This window comes from Methanolobus chelungpuianus (genome assembly GCF_024500045.1).
In the GTDB taxonomy this organism is placed as follows: domain Archaea; phylum Halobacteriota; class Methanosarcinia; order Methanosarcinales; family Methanosarcinaceae; genus Methanolobus; species Methanolobus chelungpuianus.
In genome coordinates this window covers 781,564-805,679 of sequence record NZ_JTEO01000004.1, presented here as the reverse complement: position 1 = coordinate 805,679, position 24,116 = coordinate 781,564, and the positions used below count along the sequence as shown (strand labels likewise).

The window sequence follows — 24,116 nt, the reverse complement described above, 5'->3', positions numbered from 1 at the left end:
AAAGAATATTGAATCTTTTTGAGAAGTGCAGGAAATGAAAAATGTAAAGACAGGGACCCGGATACTCACTTGAGTTCGGCTCCAACAATGGTCTGGGTCGCAGTCACATCCTCGGTCTCACGTATCAGGTCCACGATGTAATTAAGATGACCGAGGTCCTCCACCTCGATGATAACCACAAAATCATATTCTCCAAACACATGATAGATATCCTTGATCCCTTCTATCCTGTGAAGTTCATTGTAGGCAGCCCGCTCCTTACCGGGCAGAACGTTTACCATCGTGACTCCGATTACCATTTGATCACCACATAGGAGAGGGATACATGATATTTAGCAGTTTTCTTTGATCCTGGAACGAATAATTGCCATGTCCCGCGCCACATTACCAGAAAAACAGGAAAAGTTTCTATACTTCCAGTTCCATACAACTCATACGTACCCAAATGTGATTATTATCATTATGATGATGAACACCACTAAATATAAATACCAACAAAACATATACAAGATTTAGATGAGCGGGGTATCTTCTTTTTGACAATAACCCCCACTCCCCGACCCGCTCATACTCCACTTTAAGACTGTCCTGTACTGATGAATTAAATAGACAGTAGTTTTCCATCAGCCCGGTTTTCTTATGAGCGCATGCAGATCAGAACCAAAAGCAACCAGTATAATATAACTAATGGAGAATATCCGTTATAATCTGTATATTAGTAAATATGCATTAGAATGCATGCTACCAACGATCGAAGATCATTCAGCAAACAGGCCGGCAAACTACCGAATAAATAAAAAAGTAAGGACTAGAAATCAAAAAGCGTTTTTTGAGGCTTCCTCTGGACAGATTTCCTGCTGGAATTGACACCGGATCCTGAAGCAGTGCCGGAGTTAGAGTCACAAGCGGGGGCTGCACCGGTATCAGAAACCGAACTGAGGTCCGGATCATATCCTGAACTGTCCTCATTCGGAGAAACAGGCTCTTTCACAGCAGGCTTTACACTCATCAGGGAATCAAGGCTTAACTGATCAGGCCCTTTTTTGGATATTCTGGCCTTTTCAGCAGGAGGAGTGAAAAAGGCAGGACCTTCATCTGACTCAGGGCGCAGGCTGCGGGAGCGGTCATAGACCTCCTGCAATCTCTTTGTCAGCTTCTTGTTACCCGTAAGCTGCACGAGCTCATCCGGATCAAGATCAAGAATTGCAACAACCTGAGCTGCATAATCATCGTCTTCCAGCAGGCGGGAATAGACGAATGCAAGCTCGGTACGGGAATAGCGCATGGACTCATGGCTGTGTGCCCCGATCTTGGAGGCGATGTTGTCCCTCATGTTACGCCTGGAACGGATCTGCCCCATTCTCCTCCACAGGGAAGGAGGCTGATATTTCTCAAAGCCGCCACCCCTTAGCCGGGACTTGGATACCACGGTCCCGCCGGTCATAAGCATGCTGGCGTAGCGCCACATCCTGTAGTTCTGCCGCCTGCGCACACGCCCAAGGAAACGGTCAGCCCGGGATAGATATCCATAGGCCTCCACAATATCAGGAGTGATCTTTTCCTCATCCTTGTCCTTATATTGCTGCGGCAGGTTCTCGTCTATCCACTGGATGAGATCCTCAGGGGTCTCATCCAGGGTGTAACTGGCTTCCAGAGCAGACTTGACGCTCTTGCCTCTGAAGATCTTTCCCACCACCCTGAAGACAGATTCCTTGTTATCGCGCTCAGCGGTGGAAATATCCTCAAGACGGATCTCAGTGCGACCCATGGACACTGCCTGCAGGTCGTTGACAGCACTCCTGAAATCACCATCTGCATTCTCAGCGATCTTCTCCAGCATACCTACTCCGCACACGAGCCCTTCGGCTTTTGCTATCTCCCTGAGCGCAGGGATCATGGAACGCGCCTGGATGGCCGGGAACTTAATCTCAAGACAGAGTGCGCGCAGGGTAGAGGATATCCCGTAGATGTCATTGGCTATGAGTATGATAGGCTGGCTGGTGTTCTTTATCACATCGATGATCGCGCGTGCTCCTCCGCTGTCACTGGTGCCGTGCAGGTTGTCAGCTTCGTCAAGGATGATGAGTCTTCTTCCCGACATACCGGTCAGTGTGCGCATCTGAGATGCCGAGCCTGCGACCTTCTCGATCACCCCTGCGGTCCTCTGGTCACTGGCGTTAAGCTCTATGACCTCCCAGCCGTAATCCGCAGCCATGGCATGAGCTGACGAAGTCTTACCGATGCCTGCCTGGCCGTGAAGGATAACAGCCTTTACTTCAGGAGTACCATGTACCCAGCTGTCACCCCACTTACGCAAGTCTTCGATCGGTTTCTTATGGCCCACCACGTCAGAGAGTGTTCCTGGCCTGTATTTTTCTGCCCATTCCATCTGCACAGTCATAGATGATCATCACCGGATATCCGGGAAAACTAATTAAGGTTTGCACATCTTTGTCTGTTCTGATTGATATCACTAATGGTAGGTATTTAGACATGGGACCGGAAAAAACAGGAGACCTGCTGGGAGTCATAGAGCAAAGGGCTCTGCAGAACAGAGCACGGGTTGCCATAGGCGTCAGAGACCCCACCTCAAAAATGCTGAAGAGCGCAAAGGACGCCCATGATGCAGGATATGCCCATGTGGTCCTCGTAGGGGACAAGAGAGAGATCGAATCAATTGGCACGGACCTCGAGATCGTCGGCACCAACGAGCCGGAGATAGTGCTTGGAGACCTTTTGAAGTCCGGATACGTTGATGCTGCGGTAAGAGGCACTGCAAAAGCTTCCGGCACCCTCTCCCATCTCAAAAGGATACTCGATCAGGATAAGCTCCATCGTATAGCACTGCTCAAGACTAGCGAAGGAAAACCTTTCTTCATAGCACCCGTAGGAATAGATGAAGGGAACGACCTGGCGGACAAGATAGCATTTATCCGTCTAGGGGTCGAGCATATACGCAGGTTCGGGATCGAGCCGGTGGTGGGCGTACTTTCCGGTGGCAGGATGGGCGACCTCGGAAGAGATCCCCGTGTAGACCAAACCCTTGCAGAGGGCGATTTCATCGTGAACAGGATAAGGGAAGAAGGTATCAGTGCAAAGCACTACACCATACTTATCGAGGACGCCATAAAGGAGGCGAATTTCATCCTTGCGCCGGACGGCATATCCGGTAACCTCATATTCAGGACACTGGTCTTCCTCGGAGGCGGAGATGGCATGGGAGCGCCCGTTCTCATGGACAGGCATGTGTTCGTGGATACTTCCAGGGTAGGAGGACACTACACAAAGGCCATAATGCTTGCCAGTGCGCTCGTGGGCAGGAATTAGACAGCTGTAAAGCAGAACTGAGCGTGCACTCTCTTTGCCACAGTGATAATTATATTAACCCTGAATGCCTTGTGATTAGGGAACCACATTTCAGAGTCAATTCAGGTTCTTCACCGCAAGGCAAGCCCGCATACATGGAATGATGAAAATGGAAGCTGTACTGATAAAGGCAAAAAGCATTTCTTCCGCATGGTCGCAACTCATATACGAGATATATCAGAAAGGAGAGCTACACAAACCGGATTACAAATCCACTACGAAAAGGGTCCATGCAACCATATACATAGAGGACGTGAACAACAACCAGGTGAATCAGGCAGTTCCTTTCGGCGAGAATCTTATCACCAAGTACAAGGAAGAACTGACTGAGGAGTATGCTGACTGGTATATCTCACTTCCTGAGGACGACAAGAGGAAGTTCGATTACTGCTATGCAAAGCAACTTTTCAGGTATGGGAAGGCAGCTTATGATACCCTGAACACAAACGTTGCCAACATGCGCCCGGGTTCCAGGAGGCATGTGGGAGTGCTCTGGGAAAATGAGGTCCATATTCCCAAGTTCGAGGACCAGCCCTGCTGGATAGCCTATAAGGTGGAGCTGCTCGATGAAAAGCAGGTCAGGTTATATATCCTGTACCGTTCCTGGGACGCCTTCGGAGGTTTCCCCGCAAATATACCGGCAATAGTGGAGGGCTTCAAGAAAGTGTTCAGGGAGCAGAACCTTCCCTATGAGATAAGTTCCCTTATCGCCACCGGCTGGGACACGCACATCTATGAGGCAGACCTGCAGGCAGTGGAGAAAATATTCAGGACGAACGAACTCTGTCCCCTGTGCAGGTGTATCACGCCAAAGCATTCCTTTATCCAGACTACCCGGGGAAGAGCATGCCCGGACTGCAAGAAGAAAATGTGATGCAGGCCCGATCATCCGGACAAGCATGCAGTTATCTATATTTAAATAGACATTTTCTATTATTCTCATTTTTAAATATACAACATACAGCAAATGTTACATTCTCCGATTCTTCTAAAATATATTTTCGTTACCTATATATGTATGATGTTTGCATACAAAGATATGATTCCACATATACGTAACACACCGGGAGATTGCAATGAAACGCCTGACCATTAGCATGTCTGATGAGCTTTTCGAGAAACTGGACAGGATAGACAATAAGAGCCTGTTCATCAGAAAATTGCTGGAAAGAGAATTGGAGATGCTTGAAGATGCACCGAATGCCACAACCGGACCATGGGTACCGGACATCAATGTACTTAAAGGAAGCGTGGACGAGCTATTCTTAAAACTAGGCGAGATAGAGAAGCATCTAAATGGAAAAGTAGTTGCGTGCTCCGGCCCTGAATCAACAGCAGAGCTCCTTGCATCGGGTTCACTGATCTCCTATAAGGACAGGCCCCTCGCACAGGTTGCAAACGAAGCCGCATGCCCCATAATAATTCCCCTGGATGCGGAAAAATGCACAACGGAGATCACCCGTGTAACTGCACCTGAGCTCCTGCATGTGGAAATGGACACACGGTCGTCTTTGCACTCTTCTGTGCAGGTACCGACAAACTTGCCCGTGGAAACACCGGAACTCCGGCAGGAGCCAATGCCTTCTGTCTGTGAGAACATCATAATTCCCGACTATATGGCCCACGAAACTCCGGCTGGCTATATCGTCCGGGAGGCCTTTGAATGCGACCTGCAGGCCGATCACTCAACCGGATCACATACACCGGCAAATGATATGAAAGAACAGAACATGCCCCAAAGCCAGCCGGCCATGACACCTGAACCAGACCGGCAGCCCGCTGATCTTAGTGAGCCGGCCCAGGCAAGACCGCAGCCCGACAGGCATGGGACCCCGCAAAGCGGACCAAGTTCAATTGTGCAGGATCCCGAGCTGCATAAGGCCCATGATAGTGAGGCAGTGCCATTCATACCGGATTCTAATCTGCATGTGATCCCCCTGGGTAAAAGTGCATCCGCACCGCCAGCTTTCGGGCAACAGCCCATGGCTGCAAATAATCATGATCTGGTAATGCGTGATCCCAACCAGCATGTAGTTCCTGTCAGCGAACATAGCCAGGCGACTCCCTCCTTCAACAATGATATTAACGGGATAGACGAACAGGTTCCACAAATGCCCTTATTTGACCGGCAGGAGAAAAAGATGGCTGAACATGCCTTGGTGATGCCTGCGTTCGGACAGCACCCGACAAAGGAGCAAGAGCTGGTAATGCCGCAGTTCAAGCAACATGCAAGCCCTGAAAGCGTAACAGGCTTCATCATCCCGGAAATCAATCCACAGCCAATGCCGGGCCCTGAAACAGGATTCGTGATGCCGGAGTTCGAAGCTCCTGGCGATAATTTCACGAATGAACGAAGGGAGTTAATCACGGAAAAACCCGGAAGCCGACCGGGGCTTCCAGAAGACGCCGAAGAGATGATGCTGGCAATGCCTGCGTTCAATATTCCAGGACAGGCAGCTGATCCCACTGGAGCAGGCCAGCCCTTATTCAGACTGCACGATATGCCCGGGCCGGCAAAAACAGAGAAGATGCCGCCTTTCATTGCACCTCCGATACCTGAAACAGTGACAAATGCACAGGTCCCTCCCTTTAAGCAGATCCAGCCTGCTGCAGTGCCACCTTTCCAGCAGCAGCAAAGGCAGCCTGTGGTGGACAGCCCCATTAACCAGCCCTCCGGGAAGAACGCAAAACCCGGAAAGCTCGAGGGCAATATACTCATGTATATGCCGCGCGGTGCGAAGGTCAAGAGAAGCATAATCAAGAGCCTCGTATCAAAACAGTTCTCTGACAATGAGATAGAGGCGAAGATAAGTGAACTTGTGTCAGCAGGAGTACTTGTGGTAAATGCGGATAGCGGAGAGCAATATCTCGTACGTCCGTGAGCTCAAAGGCAGGTTCGTTCCATGAATTCCCTGGAGGACACCGGCACCGTCATACATCTGATGCACTCATTGCGCGAGTGGTCATAACATCGGGCACAGACCAACCGTCCGCACAGCATGCAGGTATGCATCTGCGCCGGCCTGCCGCATATAGAGCATAAGCCTGTTCTTTCCATAAGAGTAATTTAGCCGGTCAAATTAAAAATAATTATTCCAGACAGCATATGTGCTGGAAAGTGAAAGGACATCAGTCCTTTCGGCTTATTCGATTATGGCACCCTTGCTTGCGGAACTTACAAACCTTCTGTACCTTGCGAGATAGCCGGTAACGGGTTTTTCCAGTGGTACGAATGTTGCCTTTCTCCTGGCAAGCTCTTCAGGAGATACTTTCAGGTCAAGCTTTCTTTCCGGGATGTCTATCTCTATGATGTCACCTTCATGTACAAGGCCTATTGGGCCACCTTCCTGTGCCTCAGGGGAAACATGTCCTATACATGGCCCTCTCGTGCCTCCGGAGAACCTGCCGTCGGTCACCAGCGCAACAGACTCGATAAGCCCCATGCCAGCTATGGCTGATGTCGGGGACAGCATCTCGCGCATTCCCGGACCACCCTTGGGACCCTCGTACCTTATGACAACAACATCACCTGAGACGATATTACCTTTAAGGATAGCCTGCATCGCGTCCTCTTCACTGTTGAACACCCGGGCCGGACCCCTGTGTTTTAGCATCTTGGGACTCACAGCTGCCTGCTTGACAACCGCGCCATCAGGAGCAAGGCTGCCTTTCAGTACCGCAATACCACCCTCCTTATGGATAGGTGCTTCAAGTGTGCTTATGACCTCCGCATGGAGCTTAGGGTTCACGATACAGAGCTCATCGATGTTCTCACCAACGGTCTTGCCATTGACTGTCATCTGGTCAAGGTGCAGCTTTGACCTCAGGCGCTGCATGATAGCCTGTATGCCACCTGCACGCTCAAAGTCAAGCATGTAGTGCACGCCCCCGGGCTTGAGGGAGATTATATGTGGCGTAGTCCTGCTCAGTCTGTCGAAAGTATCCAGGGTTAGTTGAAGACCGAAGGCATGTGCAACTGCGGGCAGGTGAAGGGTTGTGTTCGTACTGCCGCCTATTGCCAGGTCGACCATGATGGCATTCTCGAAGGACTCAGGAGTGACCAGCTTCCTCGGAGTGAGGTTCTCATGCACCATTGAGACAATGCGCTCACCGGATTCTTTTGCAATACGGATCTTCTTCGCATCGACAGCATGGGCGGTGGCACATCCGGGCAGGCTCAGGCCCAGGGCCTCCGTCATGCAGGCCATGGTATTGGCAGTGTACATGCCAGCGCAGGAACCTGCGCCTGAGCATGAGCAGTCCTCCAGCAGTTTCAGCTTTTCCTCGGAAAGCTTGGATGCCTGGCACTCGCCCACGCCTTCGAAAACCGAGATAAGGTCCCTGTACCCGTCATCAACATAGCCGGGGGCCATGGGCCCGCCGGTCACCACTATGGCAGGGATGTTGAGATTGCCTGCCGCCATGAGGTGACCAGGAGTTATCTTGTCACACGCAGTTATCATTACCATGCCGTCAAGCTGGTGCCCCTGAAGGACAAGCTCTATGGAATCCTCAATGGCCTCACGGCTTGGCAGGGAGTATTTCATCCCCTCATGGCCCATTGCTATCCCATCGCATATGCCAATGGTGTGGAACTCGAAAGGAACGCCTCCGGCAGTTCTTATACCTGCCTTCACAGCTTCTGCAACCTTATCAAGGTGGATGTGCCCCGGGATCAGCTCATTCCAGGAGTTGACCACTGCTATGAACGGTTTCTCCATTTCAGAATCGGTCAGTCCGGTGGCTTTCAAAAGTGAGCGGTTTGGCGCACGCTCGAATCCTTTCTTAGTCTTGTCACTTCTCATTGGAAAACCTCTTTTTGCATGGTATCTGAAATATTATAGTAATAGGAAAGGGAATATATAACAAGTATGTGCACACCCGCATCCTGCCGTGTCACATAGGATACATATGGGCTGTTGATGCAGGGAACATACATATCATAAAATCCCTTTGCAAGCAGAGGAATATGAAGAACTCATACAGTTATGCATGAACTGCTGAGTAAGAAACATTCATACATGATATCATATGCACACAACAGCATGAAAAGTAAGACAACATGCATCATTATCCGGCTGTGAACAATAGATAAGGCCAATTAACTATCAGGATCTACAGAAGCCGGGGCAAGGCTTAATAATCTAAATATGATCAAAGCAAAGGACAATCGGCATAAAGTCTTGACAGGATAATACTGCAGAATGATATTGCAGAACCTATAGAAGATATACATAGAAATATAGATAATCGCCTATATTTTTAACTATCCGGCCATCAGGGAAAACATGACAATAACCAACGCAGTGATCATTGACGGGTATGTGGACGAGCCTGCATGCTTCGGGGTTCCTCCCTACATTTCCCCGTATATCAGATATATAGCAGGAGCTCTCCGGGAACGGAGACTTGAAGAGAGGGGGATCAGGTACTTCACAATCGACTCCGTCAGGGCAGATCCCCGCAGCGCCGCAGAACTGATCAGAAGAGCAGACATCGTGATCATCATAGCCGGGATGACAGTTCCCGGAAAATACCTCAGGTCAACACCCATCAGCCCGGGAGAGATCGAGAGCATATTCAGCGCAGCTCCGGGACTGAAGATCCTGGGGGGGCCCATCAGATTAGGGTTCAGTTACGAGGGTGGCAAAACAGCCCGGTCACTGGGCATACGGGCAGAGAATGTACACATTTCGGAAGCGGATATTGAGGCTTTTGTCTTTGATCTTCTTGAAGACAGCAGCACAATCAGAAATGCTGAGAACTGCATCCATCGCTTCAGGACCGTGGAGGAAATTGGCAGGTGGGGAACAAGAGGGGCATTCGTGATCAAAGAACATCCTGATTATCCCAGGGTGGTCTGTGAGCTTGAAACATACAGGGGGTGCGGGCGCAAGGTGCACTGTTCTTTCTGCACGGAGCCTTTCTACGGCCCCTCGGACTACAGGCCTGTTGAGGAGGTCATCGGGGAGGTTGCGAGCCTGTACGGCCAGGGTGCCCGCTTTTTCAGGATCGGGCGCCAGCCGGATATCCTCAGTTATCATGCAAAGGATACTGGTAGCGATATTCCTGAACCGGATCCAGATGTGCTGCTGTCACTCTATCAGGGTATCCGCAGGGTGGCCCCCGAACTTAAGCTTCTGCATATGGACAATGCAAACCCCGGCACGATAGCTGCATATCCTGACCAGTGCAGGGAGATATTCAGGACCATTGTGCAGTACCATACACCCGGGGACGTTGCCGCCCTTGGCATGGAAAGCGCCGATCCTGCAGTCATCCGTGCCAACGACCTGAAGGCCATGCCGGAAGAGGTTTTCGAGGCCATCAGACTTATCAATGAGGTAGGGAAGAAAAGAGGAGTTAATGGAATGCCCGAACTGCTGCCGGGGCTCAATTTCGTGCACGGTATCAAAGGTGAGACTAAAAGGACATTTCAACTGAACTATGATTTCCTGAAAAAGGTGATTGATGCGGACCTGCTCGTCAGAAGGATTAACATCCGGCAGGTCATGGCATTCCCCGGGACCAGGATGTATGGTAATGACGAACTGGTTGCAAAGAACAAGAGGCTCTTCCTGAACTATAAGGAAAACGTGCGCAAGGATATCGACCTGCCCATGCTAAGGAAGCTCGTACCTGCAGGCACGATCCTGAAGGATGTACTGTGCGAGGTGAATGACGGGAATATATGCTTTGCACGGCAGCTGGGATCGTATCCTCTGCTGGTGGGCATTCCTGACAATATGCCCCTGGGCAACTTCATCGACATACTTGTGACAGGACATGGACACAGGTCTGTCACAGGAATACCCTTCCCGCTCGATATCAACAGAGCATCTGTATCGCTCATCAGGGAATTACCGGGGATTGGAAAGAACCAGGCAGCGGCCATCAAAAATCTTGCACCATTCTCAGATATGGAGGAGTTCCTGAAAAGGACGGATAGTATGAAGCTGGATATTGCAGGAACATTGAAGGATTACCTTGCTTTCTCCGGGAAATAGGAGAACTCAGCGCAGGAACTTCTTTATTATTTCAGTGTCCTTGAGTATCCTGAAGCTCACAAAACCGCCAACTAACAGATTCATGTAGAATGTTAGGGCCCTCCACACCACCACAGTTATACCCAGCAGCGAAGAGCTCACAAATACCGAGAATATGGTCGTTGCGCCGAACTCTGCAACTCCGCTGGCTCCAGGTGTTGCCGGTATTGCCATCAGGATCAGTACAAGTATCTGGGAAGCAATGACCACAAGAGGATCAGGATACTGATTCAGGCCTATGAGTATCACATAGAGCATTGAGAACTCCACGGCCCAGAAAAGGAAAGTGTTGAACACTCCCCGCAAAAGACCTGGCCTCTGTTCTTTTTTCAGGAAGAGGAAAATGCTGTCATGAAAATTCTCAAGTTCGGAATCCACCTTTGCCACTATATGCTCAAGCCGGGCATCAGTCCTGGCACCAAAGAACGGTGCTATTCTTTTTACAAAGAACATCGTCAGCTTCCTTGTAGCCTCCGGCTTCCATACCGCGTACAGTACCAGCAGCAAAATCCCCAGGAGGAAGAACGCTGCTGCTATGAGCATAGCATCCATGGACGGGTCTTCCATGAAGCCCCTGAGAATATAGAGCGAAACAGGAGCAAGGGACAGTATGATAATGCCATCCAGCAGCCTTTCGCCAAGCACTACAGCAGATGCTTTTCCGAGAGGTATCCGGTCCACATGCAGGAGATGTATCCTGATAGGTTCCCCCCCCATAGAGGAAGGGGTGACAGCCGCTGCAAGAGTGCTGGAGGTGACTATTTCGACAGATCTTGGGACGCTGACCTTGTAACCAAGGGTCCTGCACAGGCCACGCATGCGGATGCCCCACACCACATATGACAGGGCATGGATACCGGCTGCTGCAAGTATATATTCAATCCTTATGCTGAGCAGGCCATGGATCGTACCGGTATCAAAGGTAAGGACTACAACAACAAGACCTGATACAAGGCTTATGAGCAAGGATATCATAAGCCATTTCTTTAACTTGTTCATGCAGACCAACCTACAACTAAAAAGATCAGCGCAAACCCAGATGCCTGAACCTACATGTAAGATTCATTGATCATATCCTTTTTTACATTGGTGTTCTCAGGCACCACAATGTCAGGCCATATCTTGGTATTGGAGTGCACGGTGGTGTTGTTCCCTATGACTACATTGGGCCCTATCACGGTGCCATTCTCAAGACAGGAATTATCAGATACCTTTGCTCCGTTGTCAATGATGGAGCCGGATACATTGCAGTTGCTCCCAATGGTGATATTGTTGAATATGTAAGAGGAAAGGATACGGGACTCATCGTTTATGACACAGTTGGACCCGATGGTCGTATATGGCCCTATAAGCACATTATCGCCGATCCTTGTGTTCTCCCCTATGACCACGGGGCCCACGATGGCTGAGTTGGAGCCCACCGAGACATTATGACCAAACTGCAGTGGCCCTGTCAGGCGGGCATCCTTGGTGGTGAACTGTCCGACTATGCTTGTACCGGGCAAGGCCTCCAGCATCCATCTCTGGGCCTGCCTGTAAGCTGCAGCATTCCCGACATCTGTCCATTTGCCGCGTGCCAGCATGCCGTTTATCTTGTAATTCTTCTCAAGCATTGCAGGGAAAAGGTCCTTGGCGAAATCATATTTTGTGTTTGCAGGTATCCAGTCGAAGATATGCGGATCGCACATGTATATGCCAGTACTTGCCAGGTTGCTGAATATTTCTCCGGGCCCGGGTTTTTCCAGGAAGCGCCTTATCCTGTTATTAACATCCATATCAGCGATACCGAACTCCCGCGGATCGTCTATGGAAAGGAGCCCTATGGTTACCAGCGCATCGTTCATTTCATAGAAACGGTACATTTCCCTCAGATTGAGATTCAGTACGTGGTCCCCGCCAAGTACAATGAACGGTTCGCCCTTAAGATACTTCTCTGCGTTCTTCACTCCCCCGGCAGTGCCGAGTTTCTCTTTCTCATAAACGTAATCGATATGGACTCCGAAGATACGGCCGTCTCCGAGCTGTTCCTCGATGTTCTCCGCCATGTATCCCAGGGTAATGACTATGGAGTTAAAACCTTCTTTGCACAGGTGTTCGATCAGATGCACAACGGAGGGTTTGTTAAGTATCGGTATACTCGGCTTTGGTCTCTCAAATGTCAATGGACGTAGCCTGGTCCCCTCCCCTCCGCACATTATACAGGCCTTCATGCTTGATTATGACGCCGTGTTCGTTTAAATCTTTAGCGATTAATTGCCCTTGTTTGATAATCATGCAGCTCTGACGAGAACAACATCATTCTTGTGCTGAACTACGATCTCCGGCTCTCCCTGGTACTCTTCCAGATTCCCGGTGACTCTGACCACGTCGTCCTCATTCACCATTACACCAATATCCTTTGCGCCGTTTGCCGATGGAACGAATACCTTGACAGGCCCTGAGCCGGAGTTCACGGTCATGAGCAGATGATTACCCGTATTGGTAAAGCGCTTGGATACTATGTCTCCCTGCACATATACCCTCTCACCTGTTTCTGAGAAGGCTGAGAACTCGGCTGCATCAGAGCTTCCGTCATTGAAGAAACTTACGTAAGCTATTGAAAGTGAGAGAAACACCATTGCAAGCAGGATGACTACGATCTTCTCTTCTTTTTCCATTTTTAGCTCCTGCCCGGGAATCACTCACCGATGGAAATCACCTGTATCGTAAAGACCAGAGTCTCGCCGGCAAGCTGGTGATTGCAGTCAAGGGTGACGTTGCCTTCGGTGACGGTTGTCACGGTACATGTACCTAGCATCGTGGGAACCTTTAACCCAACCTCCGGAGTGATATTGGCATTAATGAACTCTTCGGAAGGGATCGAAAACACTCTATCGGGAGAGTAGTTTCCGTAGGCCTTTTCCGGTGGAATGGTGACTGACTTTTCCTCGCCCACAGCCATACCTATGATAGCCTCATCAAAACCTTCTATCCGCTTGCCATCACCCACAACAATAGACATTGGCTCATAGTTCCTTGCAGGATTATACAGTCCTGAGTCTACTGCCACCTGCTCTATGGAAGTATCGAACACGCTGCCATTCTCATACCTGCCGGTATAATCGACGGTCACATAATCTCCTGATTCGACAGTGTCCTGAGACACACATCCGCTTACTACTACCAGAGAAATCAGAAATAAGAATACTATCATCTTCATTCAATCACCCAAGATAACATAACTAGCTGTATGGCACATCTGCATGCTAAAATATGAAGCTTATCCATACATCTTTAAAAATCACAAATGAATATAAATTAATTCAATTTGAGGATTACAATATTAATTTCCAAACTATTTATAGAGAGACATGAGAAAAGAGGCGCTCATATAGGAGTTCCAACATGTGTTCTTTTCTAGCAGGATAGCATCACTAGTATAGGAACAAAGTTCAATCAGATCTGCCTGTCTTAACATAGATATTATAATACCGTTTGAAGTTAACGCCGTTTATTAAATTAATTCGGGTTTAAGTTAAGTAAGAAAAAGACTAACAATTAATTGTGGGCGTTGGGAGTACGCGCCGGGCAATCAACAGAAATCACCCTTAGATGTTGGGGAACATCGTAGAAAAGAAAGACAAGGCACCCTGAAGCATGGTGGCAAAGGGTGCCTTATACCTCCGCAAGACTGTTTTCAGGAAATCTAATGCTCAGCATGCAAAAGATGGTTTGTTAGTATATCGCAGATCGATGTTTTTTTGGTGCACGGGATTTTTAAAAATTGGAAGTGGACTGGTCGGGAATTGAACCCGAGGCCTCTACCATGCCAAGGTAGCGATCTTCCCCTGATCTACCAGCCCAGTAATTGACCACATACAGACATTATGTCAAATAAAGTTATCGCTAGAAATCAGCCTGAAAAACAAACAGCACAAATAAAATATGCGAGTTAATGAGGATCGGAGCGAAATATTAAAGTACCTGTGTGCGTATTTGGAGTGTCGCTTGAATAACACAAGATTCAAGAGACAGACCCAGATGGGCCCGTAGCTTAGCTCGGTGGAGCGCACGGCTGATAACCGTGAGGTCCTGAGTTCGAATCTCAGCGGGCCCATATTATTACTCTTTTAGTAGATATTTGACCGAATTAGTTTCTGCAATTATCCCGATATAAGAGCAGTGATTGCACTTTATGCTCTTATCCCGCTGATAGATTATATAGGCTATATTACAGCACATAATCTATTCTATGAAATATACGTTGCGGACTCACTATTTTGGTGTAATATGGATTAATATATAATAAATACTTATAATAGTAGTGCGCTCACACCGCATCAAAATCACGTATAAGGTAATAAGAGAACTGTTGAGGAGCTACCTGTTTAACAGACAAATGTCCTTTCGGACAACGAGGAAAAGTGTCTTAGATACCCAAGCCTTCAGACAAAACGAGATAACATCATTCGGTGATAATCCATGAGAGAAAAGAAACCCCACAATATGAATGAAAAGGATTATGAGATGGTTGAGTTGCTCAGGAAACTGGATATAAACAGGCCTGTCGCACTGACGATTGCAACCCTAGCAAGTGGGGATGAAATAACTTCCCGCGAGATCGAAGCAACTTCAGACCTGCGCCAGCCTGAAGTAAGTATTGCCATGAAGTACCTTAAGGATAATAACTGGGTAGAGATAAGGGAAGAAAAGAAGAACGAAGGTAAAGGCAGGCCGGTTAAACTGTACAGGCTGGTCATTCCCCTGGAAGAGATCGTCAGCTCGATCGAAGAAAAAGTGCTCTATGAGAGCAGATCAGTACTTGAGAATATAGAGAAACTCAAAAGCCTCACCTGAGAGCAAACATATCCAAGCTTGCCTGCGGCCAGTCTCACAGGAAAGCAAACACCTTTTTCTTTATCCAGAGTTATTAATGTGCTAACCGACAGTTTCTTCAAGCGCAGGTATTATATCAGGATATCCGTTCTCATACCCATACACTGCAACAGATGAATTGCAATAAAGGGAGTTATTCTTTTGAGCACCATTAGTGAAAAAATATTCAGCCGCGCATCAGGGACCAGGGCCAAAGCAAACGATTTTGTCATAGCGGATGTAGACTATGCCATGGCACATGACGGGACAAGCATCCTTGCGGTAAGATCATTCAGGGAAATGGGGACCGAAAAGGTATGGAACCCTGACAGGATTGTTGTTCCTTTCGATCACCTCACACCTGCAAACACAGATACAACCGCAGCCCTGCAGAAGGACATCAGGGAGTGGCTGCATGCGCAGGGAATAAAGAACTTCTATGATGTAGGGGAAGGCATATGCCACCAGCTGCTTCCTGAGAAAGGGTTTGCACTGCCAGGCAAGCTTATCGTGGGTGCTGATTCCCACTCCTGCACCTATGGGGCCTTCGGGGCTTTCGGCACCGGCGTGGGAGCCACGGACATGGCAGAGATATTCTCAACTGGAAAGCTCTGGTTCAAGGTCCCGGAAAGCATCAGCATAACAGCAGAAGGAAAACTGGGTAAGCATGTCTACGCAAAGGACCTCACGCTCAGGATAATAGGTACCCTTGGTGTTGCAGGAGCCACGTATAAAGCTGCTGAGTTCTATGGCAGCACAATCGAAAGCCTTTCGGTCTCCGGTCGCATGACCCTGTGCAACATGGCAATAGAGATGGGCGCAAAGGCAGGCATAGTGCCCCCGGACAAAAAGACCTTTGATTACCTAAAGGGGCGCACTGAGGAGACATATGAGCCCGTATACGCTGACGAGGATGCTCACTACGCACAGGAATACCATTTTGCTGCAAGTGAACTGGAACCGCAGGTTGCATGCCCCCATAATGTGGATAACGTACGCGGGATCTCAGAACTGTCGCCTACGAAGATAGACCAGGCCTTCATAGGGACCTGCACCAATGGCAGGCTCGAAGACCTTGAGGTGGCCGCCAGTATCCTCAAAGGGGAAAAGGTCGCTGTAAGGACACTTGTTATTCCTGCTTCCAGAGAGGTGTTCCTTGAAGCTGCCCGCAAGGGCGTTATCGAAACGCTTCTTGAGGCAGGTGCGACCATAGGCACACCAGGCTGCGGACCTTGTCTCGGAGGCCATATGGGTGTGATCGCCAAGGACGAGGTATGCATATCAACTGCTAACAGGAATTTCAAAGGCCGCATGGGCACAGGAGGCTTCATATATCTCGCATCCCCGGCTACAGCTGCTGCATCGGCGATCACGGGAGAGATCACCAGCCCGGCAGATATCTGAAGTACCTAACCTTCAAACAAAGAAAATAATGAAATAGCAGGTGAATAAATGACAAAGGAAATCAACAGATCAAAGCTGGCCCACCTTCTTGAGCACTGGGTCGAGCACAATGAGAACCACAGCAAGAGCTTCAAGGAATGGGCCGAAAAGGTACGGGATGCAGGCTACACAGAACTGGCCGATGACATCCTGCAGGCAGAAAAGAAAATGAGTGAATGCTCGGACCTGCTGAGAAAAGCCAGGGACAAGTGCTGACAATTATTAAACACCTTTGTTTCAGCTTAACTGTTAATTATTTTATTACGCTTCCCTTTTTAGTAAAATGAGGTGGCTTTGGAGGTGGAAATTCCGTCTTCAAGCCACAAGTGTATTTTATTCCCTCTCAACGCCCTAGCTCTGCGTGAGCCCTGGCGAGGTGTCCCGCAGCCTGGGCTCCTATCAGGGATATCTCTCCTGCGAGCACAGCTGAAGCCACGATCTCTGCCAGTTTCCTGGAATTTGTGCCCGGAGGAGTTCCCGATCCCTTTACACCTAAAAGCCTCAGACAGTCGCTCTGGGGCCCGAGGCCGGTGCCACCTCCTACAGTACCCACCGGAAGGGCCGGAAGAGTGACAGCACAATAGAGATCACCGTACTTTGTCAGTTCCATGGTGGTAATGGCAGTGCTGCCCTCCACAACATGAGCCGCATCCTGCCCGCAGGCGATGAACATTGCAGCTATGATGTTTGCAGCATGTGCATTAAAACCAAGCGCACCGGCACGTGCAGATCCAAGCAGGTTCTTCCGGTAGTTGACATCCACCATGCTCTCAGGCGTGCACTTGAGACGTTCCTCCACAAGCCCTTTAGGGATCACAACATCTGCAGCAACAGTTTTACCCCTGCCAAGAATGGTGTTTATTGCAGCAGGTTTCTTGTCGATGCACATATTGCCTGAAAGGGACACAGGGATGGCCCCAAACTCGTCCTCTATGAGAGACATCAGGGATTCCGTAGCGATCGTAACCATGTTCATGCCCATGGCATCCTTGGTGTCATAGGAAAAGCGCAGATAGACAGTGTTCCCGGTGACATAGGGTTCAACACTGATAAGCTCCCCGAATCGGGTGGTCTGTGCTGCCTTGTCCTTCATCCTGGCAAACACGCCCGGGTCCTTTACCCAGTCTGCGAAATCCCTCGCCTTCACAACGTTGTCGAGCCTGAAGACGGGAGCTCTTGTCATCACATCCTGGAAGATGCGCACATTTGCGCCATCGGATCCGGTTATTACGGAGCATCCCCTGTTCACGCTGGCAACAAGGGCACCTTCGGTGGTAGCCAGAGGGATGTGATAGGAACCTTCTGCGAACTCGCCCTTTACCTTGAGAGGACCTGCAACTCCCAGGGGCACCTGGACAGTACCTATCATGTTCTCTATATTTCGTTTTGTTGCATCCTCAATACTGAGAGAACATGTCCTGATGTGCTCAAGTTCAATCCCGCTGCCCTCTTCCAGCGCATACCTTCTGATCTTTACAGCAGTCTCTTTGTCCGTCAGCGAATCTATCCTGTGGAAAGAGATATCTCCTTTGATCACCTTTTCCAGAATATCCTTTTCATTATCGTTAAGATCATCTCTTATTGTCATGTAATATCCCCGGGAACGAGCAGCCACATGAGGCTGAAGCATATCATCCTTAAATTATAAGGGATTGAGCACGATAATACAAATACTTCACGCTTTTGCAGGCTTATCTTTTCAGTAATCGGAAGCATCCTGCAAGCGCTTATAAATAAAATACGCGCTTTTTTATATTAGGATAACATAATAAACTATGCTCAATTCGTTATTAATAGAGCAAAGGATACGAGAACCTCGGGAAGGTATAAGTAACCTTTTATTAAAATAGTACATTTATTCAGTTTGGGAATAAGATCAGAACTACTTTAGAGATATAGGTGGTATACGTGTCAGAGGCATATTTATCAGAAAGGATCGGGACAGGAATACCGGGATTGGATGAGATGCTCCGCGGAGGTTACTTTGTGGGAACAGCAAATGTCGTCTCGGGTGATTCCGGTACAGGTAAGACTATCTTTGGGACCCAGTTCATTGTAGAGGGAGCAAAGAAAGGTGAGAATGTCATGTGCATTATCACTTCAGAAGAGTCAAAGTCCATTGTGCGGGAAATGAAGACCTCCTTCAACTGGGACCTTGAAGAATACGTCCGACAGGGAAAACTCACCTTTGTGGACATCACAGATCCAAGCCTCCGTCTTCAGAAAAGCGTGGAGATCGCACCATCAGAGCTTATAAAGAGTTTCAAGAAACTAGTGGAAAGCAAGATAGAGGAAGTCAAGCCCACCCGCATATTCATCGACTCCATTGAGGCACTTTTCCTCGCAATAGAATCCAATTACAAGTTAAGGACACTCATAGATGATGTATTCAGCGTGTTCCGTAAGCATCAGGTAACTTCCGTCATAACCGTAGGGGCTATGTACAATCTTGACAACATGGTCGAATATGGCGCGGACTCGGTCATCAAGCTGGGACGCATCATTGCGGGCAACAACCTCCAGAGGTCCATCTATATTATGAAAATGAGAGGTTCGGGCACCATCAACGAAGTGCGCGTGCTCAATATATCAGACAACGGCATGTCAGTGCTTGCACAGTCCCCATACCTTGAATGAAGAGTGGCACCTATGCCACCCCGTTACTATTTTTGCATATAGGGATTTGTATTTCAGGAGTTTGCTCTTAGAAATAGAACGCTGCCCTCAGAGCTGGAACCAGTCGTCATCCTCGATGCCATCCTCGTCCCCAATATCCATGTCCATCGGCGGTTTTCCTGTGGCTGAAGCTATAGCGTCATAAAAGTCACGCAGGTATTTTTTCTGATTGAGGCTTCCATATATGAACTTGCGCTGAAGCTGCAGGTTTTGCATAATAGTCTCCTCCTTCGGGACAATGGTCACCCTTACATCAGTCATTTCAAGGGCCTTTTGCATGGCGGTCCTGAAATCCCCGATGCAATAAGCAATGCGGTGCTTATAGTTATCACGGGTCTTCTCAAGGTAAGCTGCAAGACGCTCGCTTTCCATCCTAAGGAAGTCGCGCTTCACCTTGGCGACATTGCATTTGCCCATGATGAACTGGTAGTCCATGAAGGGATACTCGGTGTCTACCTCCCTGGGGGTGATGCCACATGTACCGAAAACGACCACATGCACCTCTTCAGGTTTGAGGAGGCTGAAGATTATACTGTCGAAAATCCTGTGTGAAGGGCTCTCATGGTATGGTTTCTTCTTGGAGCAGGGAACGAAGATGCAAATATCCCTCACCGGAGCCTCGTATTCACTGAGCACCCATTCATTTGCGCGTATCATGTCTGGGTGGTAGATCAGCTCATCTGTGTCCAGCGGTATGCCGGAGCGCTCGTCCTCAGGTATGATTGGTGTCAAGGAATAGCAATATCAAGGAAAGTATATATATAAGTGACGCAAACACTATACGGTTTTGTGCAAAATATACACTGACGTTCCATGCAATTTTGCACGCAAAATACCTTCTTTAAGAGGACAGATCATGGCAAGTTCGATCCCCGAAATGTTAAGAGCGGAATGTAAATGCGAAGATATGGCAAAGTGTGTACTGGGCCTGAAAGAACTTGACATCAGTACCTATAAGAAACTGCTTGAGAGTGGTCCTATGACCGCCGAACAGCTCGGCCAGATGCTTGGCAGGGAGCGCAGCACTGCTTACCGCTCATTGCAAAACCTTACTGCTGCAGGTCTTGTATACAGGGAAACGAAATCGATAGATATAGGGGGATACTACTATGAATATGCCGCTATTGAACCTGCGCAGGTAAAGGAGATGCTGAGAGGTACCATAGACGACTGGTACAGGAAAGTCAGCGAGCTCATAGAGAATTTCGATCGCGAGCTTCTGAGAGAATAAACAATCCCGGCTCCCCATCAGTTATCCACTACAAGGCACCCCGCTATCAGGTCATGTAAGCCCTGCTTCTTCCGGGTGAATCCTATCATCAGATATCCCAGATAGTAGACCATTGAGGAGAGGACCTTGGCAAGATTCCTGAGTGCAGCCCTCCGGAAGGAAATCCTTCTTCCGTACATGTCCGTGACCTTTATACCAATGAGCTTCTTGCCAAAGGTCGCCTGGTACGGGGAACTTTCCATTATGGCAAAATACAGGAACCTGAGCACCAGGAAGGTACCAGCTATGAAAAAGATCATGGCAGACATAAACGCTGGAAGGAAGGCATTGTTATCCTGCAGGCCCTCTATTGTGCCTATGGCGGCTCCGAGAAGCAGGCCAAGGACTATAGAGACCGGGCCACCGACAACTGCCACAAACAGGATGTCCAGTATAGCTGCCATTAATCTTTTCCAGAAACCGGCATAAGAGTATATTTCCATGACACAGTCACCATTGATCGATCAATTTGTAACACCATCAGGACCGTAGGTCTCACACTGCGGCCAATACCTCCACTTCACCTGTTTAATCTGTGTTACCGGTACTATTTAAAGGATTGGAAATAAAGGATGGGAAAGGCCGGATCAAAAGAGGACATTGACAATAACCCCCGGCCCTGCTCATACTCCGATGGAAGCTGAACGGGAACGTGGAAACATTTTTGACGAGATGAAGAGGGGATTGTACATAATCCACGTTCCTTGGAAGTAAACTGTTTTCAGTTTTTCTTGATGATGGCATATCGTACCACCGAACGACATCATCCAGCTGTTTTGCGCAGCCAGGCTTGTACCCGGCTTATCTGAGTACAAGCCCTAATATACAATCCGAATATATAAATATATCTATACCATACAATATAATCATAATCATAATGATTATGGAAACTATCGGCAGGGCCTAAGAGAAAGACCTAGATGAGGCCGGAAGCCAATGCAATAAGATCACGATATTCTTAAGTTTCACACCTTGTCTTTCGTACGGTATAAGTAATCTCATACCCCCGTTATATAAAAAAACTATAACGGGCATACAGTTCATATTATTCATACGGTTCATACAGTTCATATTTCGAATATAACCCATATACCCAGAGCGAACAAAGGAACTTAGAAAAGGCTTCCTTTATATCGAGAATAAGTATCACTTAAAAGCAAAAGCTTCCATTAGCAGTAACCTGCGGGCTGCAGCGAACAAGGGTTGACACATCGGGATTCCATAAGTAAAACCTATTATATCTTAGGAAGAATCTTGTATATAATGGAACGCTCTGACAAAATGTGGCAGGCACTGGTCCTGCTTGCACTTCTGGTAATCGTGCTTGCATATTCATTATACCCATATATCAGTGCCTTCTTTGGAGCATTCATACTCTATGCAGTATTTAAGCCAATTTATAGCTTCATGACTTCAAGGCTGAAGATCAAACCTAGCATAGCTGCATTTTCAATCATTATCATGTCGATACTTATTATCCTCATCCCCCTGTATGCGCTCCTTTCTGTGGTCTTCATTCAGGTGCAGACCTTACTTGAAGATATCAACGGCATATATTCCAATATTGATTCAGCATTGAACTATATAGATCACATGAGCAACAATATGTTGCCCATGGAGATAGCGCTGAGAGAGAGACTGATGGATATTGCGGCGAGCGTGGCCAACTCTGTCAGTATTATGGCAGTCGGAGCCATATCAACTATTGGCCAAAGGATTATCGAATTCATCATAATGTATTTTGTACTCTTTTATTTACTGGTGGGAGACAGATCAGAGTTTGCTCAGAGCCTTGAAAAAGCAATCCCTTTCAGTGAAAAGAACAGGAACAAGCTGCTGGGCCAGTTCCCCAGGCTTGTAAAGACCATTCTTGTAAGCTCAAGTATTATTGCGATCCTGCAGGGATTCATACTCATGGTCACATTTCTTCTGCTAGACATTAAAGGTGCCTTCCTCTGGGGATTTGTTACAATGATACTGGCTTTTCTTCCTGTGGTGGGGCCTCCCATCATATGGGTGCCCACTCTCGCATTCCAGATAATACAGGGAGATATGTTTACTGCAGCGGGAGTACTTGCGGGAGGAATTATCCATACCCTCGTAGATGAAGTCCTCAGGCCTTTTGTCCAGAAAAGAGTCGGTCATGTCCATCCACTGGTGACACTGGTAGGGGTTGTAACCGGAGTGAAGTTCTTCGGGCTGCTGGGAATAATCATCGGGCCTCTCCTGATATCATACGTGCTGCTTGTAGCAGCGATGTTCCATGATGAGTATCTTACCGGGCAGGAAGACGGCCAATACAGAGAGATTTCAACAGAGATTGTGGAAGATGGTCTGGCATGACCGCTACAGCTGTGTTCCAGAAAATTGAAAGGTTCAGGTACAAGGCAGGATCAGAGAAAACAACATAAAGGAGAAGGGAAATCAATGGAAAGCCCTTATAACAGGATATTGTCAGCAATGCTCCTTCTACTCCTGGCAGCACTGCTTGTGCGCCTGCTGCACCCCTACATTAATGCGTTCTTCGGGGCTCTCATCCTGTATGTGACCTTCAGGCCAATGTACATGTTCCTCACAGAAAGAGCAAACATCAGGCCCGGCCTTGCAGCACTCCTAGTGATCACTGCTACCATACTTACGGTCATGTTACCATTGTATGTTCTCTTCGCAATAATTGCCACCGAGCTACAGCAGATGATAGCAAATGCCGAGAGTCTGGAGCAGTTCATCTACCTGCTGGAGACAAGCAGCATGTTTATCATAAGGCTCATCCCGCATTATATGCCATCAGGAGCAAGCCTGCAGGAAAGCATAGCAGGAATTGTGGCTGCCGGCGGAGGGTTCCTTAGTCCGATGCTTGTGAGCGCTGCCCAGATTGCAGGAAAAAGACTCCTGGAACTCATCATTATGTACTTCCTGCTGTTCTACCTGCTTATAGGAGACAGATCAAAGTTCGCCCATAGCCTGCAGAACTCAGTTCCTTTCAATGGGGACAATACCCGGAAGCTTCTGGAAGAGTTCAGGTCAGTGGTCAGGACCATCCTCATAAGTACGGGTGCTATTGCCATTATACAGGGTGCGCTCCTTACTGTCACATTCCTTCTCTTCGGGATTGAGGGTGCCTTCCTCTGGGGATTTGTCACGATGATCCTGTCCTTTATCCCGGCACTGGGACCTCCCCTTGTATGGATACCTGCGGCAGCCTTCCAGCTGCTAGAACATGACTATTTCGCTGCTGCAGGCGTATTTTTCGGAGGCATTATCGTGAGTTCCGTGGATAACCTTATACGTCCTGCCATCAATCAGAAAGTTGGCCGCCTCCATCCGCTGATATCCGTTATAGGAGTCATCATCGGCCTTAAGCTCTTCGGGCTTCTTGGCATTATAATAGGACCGCTGCTTGTGTCATACACGCTGCTTACGGCCAGGATGTTCAGTGAGGAATACATGGCCTGAAATGG

21 protein-coding genes and 2 tRNA genes are annotated in these 24,116 nt (G+C 48.4%); 12 read left to right on the top strand and 11 right to left on the bottom strand.

Features of this window, described 5'->3' with window-relative positions; all coding sequences use genetic code 11:
- Positions 1-65 precede the first annotated feature (65 nt).
- Both PV02_RS08655 and PV02_RS08650 read right to left on the bottom strand, forming a co-directional pair.
- The gene (locus tag PV02_RS08655; protein ID WP_256622972.1) at positions 66-299 is read right to left on the bottom strand and encodes an Lrp/AsnC ligand binding domain-containing protein; all 234 of its coding nucleotides are present in this window, start codon (positions 297-299) and stop codon (positions 66-68) included.
- Between the two features lie 509 nt (positions 300-808).
- Positions 809-2,401, bottom strand: coding sequence for a replication factor C large subunit (locus tag PV02_RS08650; RefSeq protein ID WP_256622971.1), 1,593 nt, complete (start codon positions 2,399-2,401; stop codon positions 809-811).
- 92 nt (positions 2,402-2,493) lie between these two features.
- On the opposite strand from PV02_RS08650, the gene mtxX reads away from it, so the two are divergent.
- The 3 genes from mtxX to PV02_RS08635 all read left to right on the top strand — a co-directional run bounded on the left by mtxX (position 2,494) and on the right by PV02_RS08635 (position 6,248).
- Positions 2,494-3,327: a methanogenesis marker protein Mmp4/MtxX gene (gene mtxX, locus PV02_RS08645; RefSeq protein ID WP_256622970.1), complete on the top strand. Its 834-nt coding sequence runs from the start codon at positions 2,494-2,496 to the stop codon at positions 3,325-3,327.
- A 148-nt stretch (positions 3,328-3,475) separates the two neighbouring features.
- Complete coding sequence (locus PV02_RS08640) at positions 3,476-4,240, top strand: thymidylate synthase (protein ID WP_256622969.1); 765 nt, start codon at positions 3,476-3,478, stop codon at positions 4,238-4,240.
- Positions 4,241-4,442: 202 nt separating this feature from the next.
- Entirely contained in the window at positions 4,443-6,248 is a 1,806-nt protein-coding gene (locus tag PV02_RS08635; RefSeq protein ID WP_256622968.1) for a hypothetical protein, read from the top strand.
- Between the two features lie 261 nt (positions 6,249-6,509).
- Here the strand turns inward: PV02_RS08635 and ilvD are convergent, their stop codons facing one another.
- Complete coding sequence (ilvD, locus tag PV02_RS08630) at positions 6,510-8,171, bottom strand: dihydroxy-acid dehydratase (RefSeq protein ID WP_256622967.1); 1,662 nt, start codon at positions 8,169-8,171, stop codon at positions 6,510-6,512.
- A gap of 483 nt (positions 8,172-8,654) precedes the next feature.
- Between ilvD and PV02_RS08625 the strand changes: the two genes are divergently transcribed.
- Positions 8,655-10,373: a radical SAM protein gene (locus PV02_RS08625; protein WP_256622966.1), complete on the top strand. Its 1,719-nt coding sequence runs from the start codon at positions 8,655-8,657 to the stop codon at positions 10,371-10,373.
- A 6-nt stretch (positions 10,374-10,379) separates the two neighbouring features.
- Here the strand turns inward: PV02_RS08625 and PV02_RS08620 are convergent, their stop codons facing one another.
- The 5 genes from PV02_RS08620 to PV02_RS08600 form a co-directional block, all read right to left on the bottom strand.
- Positions 10,380-11,411 (bottom strand): lysylphosphatidylglycerol synthase transmembrane domain-containing protein, encoded by a 1,032-nt coding sequence (locus PV02_RS08620; protein ID WP_256622965.1) that lies wholly within the window; start codon positions 11,409-11,411, stop codon positions 10,380-10,382.
- A 50-nt stretch (positions 11,412-11,461) separates the two neighbouring features.
- The gene (locus tag PV02_RS08615) at positions 11,462-12,622 is read right to left on the bottom strand and encodes a nucleotidyltransferase family protein (protein ID WP_256622964.1); all 1,161 of its coding nucleotides are present in this window, start codon (positions 12,620-12,622) and stop codon (positions 11,462-11,464) included.
- Between the two features lie 60 nt (positions 12,623-12,682).
- Positions 12,683-13,069, bottom strand: coding sequence for an OB-fold nucleic acid binding domain-containing protein (locus PV02_RS08610; protein WP_256622963.1), 387 nt, complete (start codon positions 13,067-13,069; stop codon positions 12,683-12,685).
- Between the two features lie 20 nt (positions 13,070-13,089).
- The gene (locus tag PV02_RS08605; RefSeq protein WP_256622962.1) at positions 13,090-13,611 is read right to left on the bottom strand and encodes an FKBP-type peptidyl-prolyl cis-trans isomerase; all 522 of its coding nucleotides are present in this window, start codon (positions 13,609-13,611) and stop codon (positions 13,090-13,092) included.
- A gap of 571 nt (positions 13,612-14,182) precedes the next feature.
- A tRNA-Ala gene (locus PV02_RS08600) sits at positions 14,183-14,254 on the bottom strand.
- A 180-nt stretch (positions 14,255-14,434) separates the two neighbouring features.
- On the opposite strand from PV02_RS08600, the gene PV02_RS08595 reads away from it, so the two are divergent.
- The 4 genes from PV02_RS08595 to PV02_RS08580 all read left to right on the top strand — a co-directional run bounded on the left by PV02_RS08595 (position 14,435) and on the right by PV02_RS08580 (position 16,925).
- A tRNA-Ile gene (locus PV02_RS08595) sits at positions 14,435-14,508 on the top strand.
- A gap of 365 nt (positions 14,509-14,873) precedes the next feature.
- On the top strand, positions 14,874-15,248 hold the full coding sequence (gene mreA / locus PV02_RS08590; protein WP_256622961.1) for an MreA family transcriptional regulator: 375 nt from the start codon (positions 14,874-14,876) through the stop codon (positions 15,246-15,248).
- 189 nt (positions 15,249-15,437) lie between these two features.
- Positions 15,438-16,670, top strand: coding sequence for a 3-isopropylmalate dehydratase large subunit (locus tag PV02_RS08585; protein WP_256623085.1), 1,233 nt, complete (start codon positions 15,438-15,440; stop codon positions 16,668-16,670).
- A 48-nt stretch (positions 16,671-16,718) separates the two neighbouring features.
- On the top strand, positions 16,719-16,925 hold the full coding sequence (locus tag PV02_RS08580) for a DUF8180 domain-containing protein (protein ID WP_256622960.1): 207 nt from the start codon (positions 16,719-16,721) through the stop codon (positions 16,923-16,925).
- A 127-nt stretch (positions 16,926-17,052) separates the two neighbouring features.
- On the opposite strand, the gene hmgA is transcribed toward PV02_RS08580, so the two are convergent.
- Positions 17,053-18,297, bottom strand: a complete 1,245-nt coding sequence (gene hmgA / locus PV02_RS08575; RefSeq protein ID WP_256622959.1) for a hydroxymethylglutaryl-CoA reductase (NADPH) — start codon at positions 18,295-18,297, stop codon at positions 17,053-17,055.
- A gap of 320 nt (positions 18,298-18,617) precedes the next feature.
- Here hmgA and PV02_RS08570 point away from each other — a divergent pair, with 320 nt between their 5' ends.
- Positions 18,618-19,346 carry an ATPase domain-containing protein gene (locus PV02_RS08570; RefSeq protein WP_256622958.1) on the top strand — a complete coding sequence of 243 codons (729 nt, stop codon included), beginning with the start codon at positions 18,618-18,620 and terminating at the stop codon, positions 19,344-19,346.
- 87 nt (positions 19,347-19,433) lie between these two features.
- Here PV02_RS08570 and PV02_RS08565 read toward each other — a convergent pair whose 3' ends face one another.
- The gene (locus PV02_RS08565) at positions 19,434-20,117 is read right to left on the bottom strand and encodes a DUF5591 domain-containing protein (protein ID WP_256622957.1); all 684 of its coding nucleotides are present in this window, start codon (positions 20,115-20,117) and stop codon (positions 19,434-19,436) included.
- 124 nt (positions 20,118-20,241) lie between these two features.
- Here PV02_RS08565 and PV02_RS08560 point away from each other — a divergent pair, with 124 nt between their 5' ends.
- Positions 20,242-20,616, top strand: coding sequence for a helix-turn-helix domain-containing protein (locus tag PV02_RS08560; protein ID WP_256622956.1), 375 nt, complete (start codon positions 20,242-20,244; stop codon positions 20,614-20,616).
- Positions 20,617-20,633: 17 nt separating this feature from the next.
- On the opposite strand, the gene PV02_RS08555 is transcribed toward PV02_RS08560, so the two are convergent.
- A complete protein-coding gene (locus tag PV02_RS08555; protein WP_256622955.1) occupies positions 20,634-21,098 on the bottom strand; it encodes an RDD family protein in 465 nt (154 codons plus the stop codon).
- 820 nt (positions 21,099-21,918) lie between these two features.
- On the opposite strand from PV02_RS08555, the gene PV02_RS08550 reads away from it, so the two are divergent.
- Together PV02_RS08550 and PV02_RS08545 are read left to right on the top strand one after the other, a co-directional pair.
- Positions 21,919-22,998, top strand: coding sequence for an AI-2E family transporter (locus PV02_RS08550; protein WP_256622954.1), 1,080 nt, complete (start codon positions 21,919-21,921; stop codon positions 22,996-22,998).
- Positions 22,999-23,082: 84 nt separating this feature from the next.
- A complete protein-coding gene (locus tag PV02_RS08545) occupies positions 23,083-24,111 on the top strand; it encodes an AI-2E family transporter (protein WP_256622953.1) in 1,029 nt (342 codons plus the stop codon).
- Positions 24,112-24,116: the final 5 nt, after the last annotated feature.

What these genes read in the sequence shown, in the direction of transcription:
- mreA (WP_256622961.1), top strand. Translation starts at nt 14,874, where the DNA reads ATGAGAGAAAAGAAACCCCACAATATGAATGAAAAGGATTATGAGATG.
- PV02_RS08610 (WP_256622963.1), bottom strand. Translation starts at nt 13,069, where the DNA reads ATGGAAAAAGAAGAGAAGATCGTAGTCATCCTGCTTGCAATGGTGTTT.
- mtxX (WP_256622970.1), top strand. Translation starts at nt 2,494, where the DNA reads ATGGGACCGGAAAAAACAGGAGACCTGCTGGGAGTCATAGAGCAAAGG.
- ilvD (WP_256622967.1), bottom strand. Translation starts at nt 8,171, where the DNA reads ATGAGAAGTGACAAGACTAAGAAAGGATTCGAGCGTGCGCCAAACCGC.
- PV02_RS08605 (WP_256622962.1), bottom strand. Translation starts at nt 13,611, where the DNA reads ATGAAGATGATAGTATTCTTATTTCTGATTTCTCTGGTAGTAGTAAGC.
- PV02_RS08560 (WP_256622956.1), top strand. Translation starts at nt 20,242, where the DNA reads ATGGCAAGTTCGATCCCCGAAATGTTAAGAGCGGAATGTAAATGCGAA.
- PV02_RS08655 (WP_256622972.1), bottom strand. Translation starts at nt 299, where the DNA reads ATGGTAATCGGAGTCACGATGGTAAACGTTCTGCCCGGTAAGGAGCGG.
- PV02_RS08620 (WP_256622965.1), bottom strand. Translation starts at nt 11,411, where the DNA reads ATGAACAAGTTAAAGAAATGGCTTATGATATCCTTGCTCATAAGCCTT.
- PV02_RS08545 (WP_256622953.1), top strand. Translation starts at nt 23,083, where the DNA reads ATGGAAAGCCCTTATAACAGGATATTGTCAGCAATGCTCCTTCTACTC.
- PV02_RS08650 (WP_256622971.1), bottom strand. Translation starts at nt 2,401, where the DNA reads ATGACTGTGCAGATGGAATGGGCAGAAAAATACAGGCCAGGAACACTC.
- PV02_RS08635 (WP_256622968.1), top strand. Translation starts at nt 4,443, where the DNA reads ATGAAACGCCTGACCATTAGCATGTCTGATGAGCTTTTCGAGAAACTG.
- PV02_RS08625 (WP_256622966.1), top strand. Translation starts at nt 8,655, where the DNA reads ATGACAATAACCAACGCAGTGATCATTGACGGGTATGTGGACGAGCCT.
- hmgA (WP_256622959.1), bottom strand. Translation starts at nt 18,297, where the DNA reads ATGACAATAAGAGATGATCTTAACGATAATGAAAAGGATATTCTGGAA.
- PV02_RS08640 (WP_256622969.1), top strand. Translation starts at nt 3,476, where the DNA reads ATGGAAGCTGTACTGATAAAGGCAAAAAGCATTTCTTCCGCATGGTCG.
- PV02_RS08550 (WP_256622954.1), top strand. Translation starts at nt 21,919, where the DNA reads ATGGAACGCTCTGACAAAATGTGGCAGGCACTGGTCCTGCTTGCACTT.
- PV02_RS08580 (WP_256622960.1), top strand. Translation starts at nt 16,719, where the DNA reads ATGACAAAGGAAATCAACAGATCAAAGCTGGCCCACCTTCTTGAGCAC.
- PV02_RS08555 (WP_256622955.1), bottom strand. Translation starts at nt 21,098, where the DNA reads ATGGAAATATACTCTTATGCCGGTTTCTGGAAAAGATTAATGGCAGCT.
- PV02_RS08615 (WP_256622964.1), bottom strand. Translation starts at nt 12,622, where the DNA reads ATGAAGGCCTGTATAATGTGCGGAGGGGAGGGGACCAGGCTACGTCCA.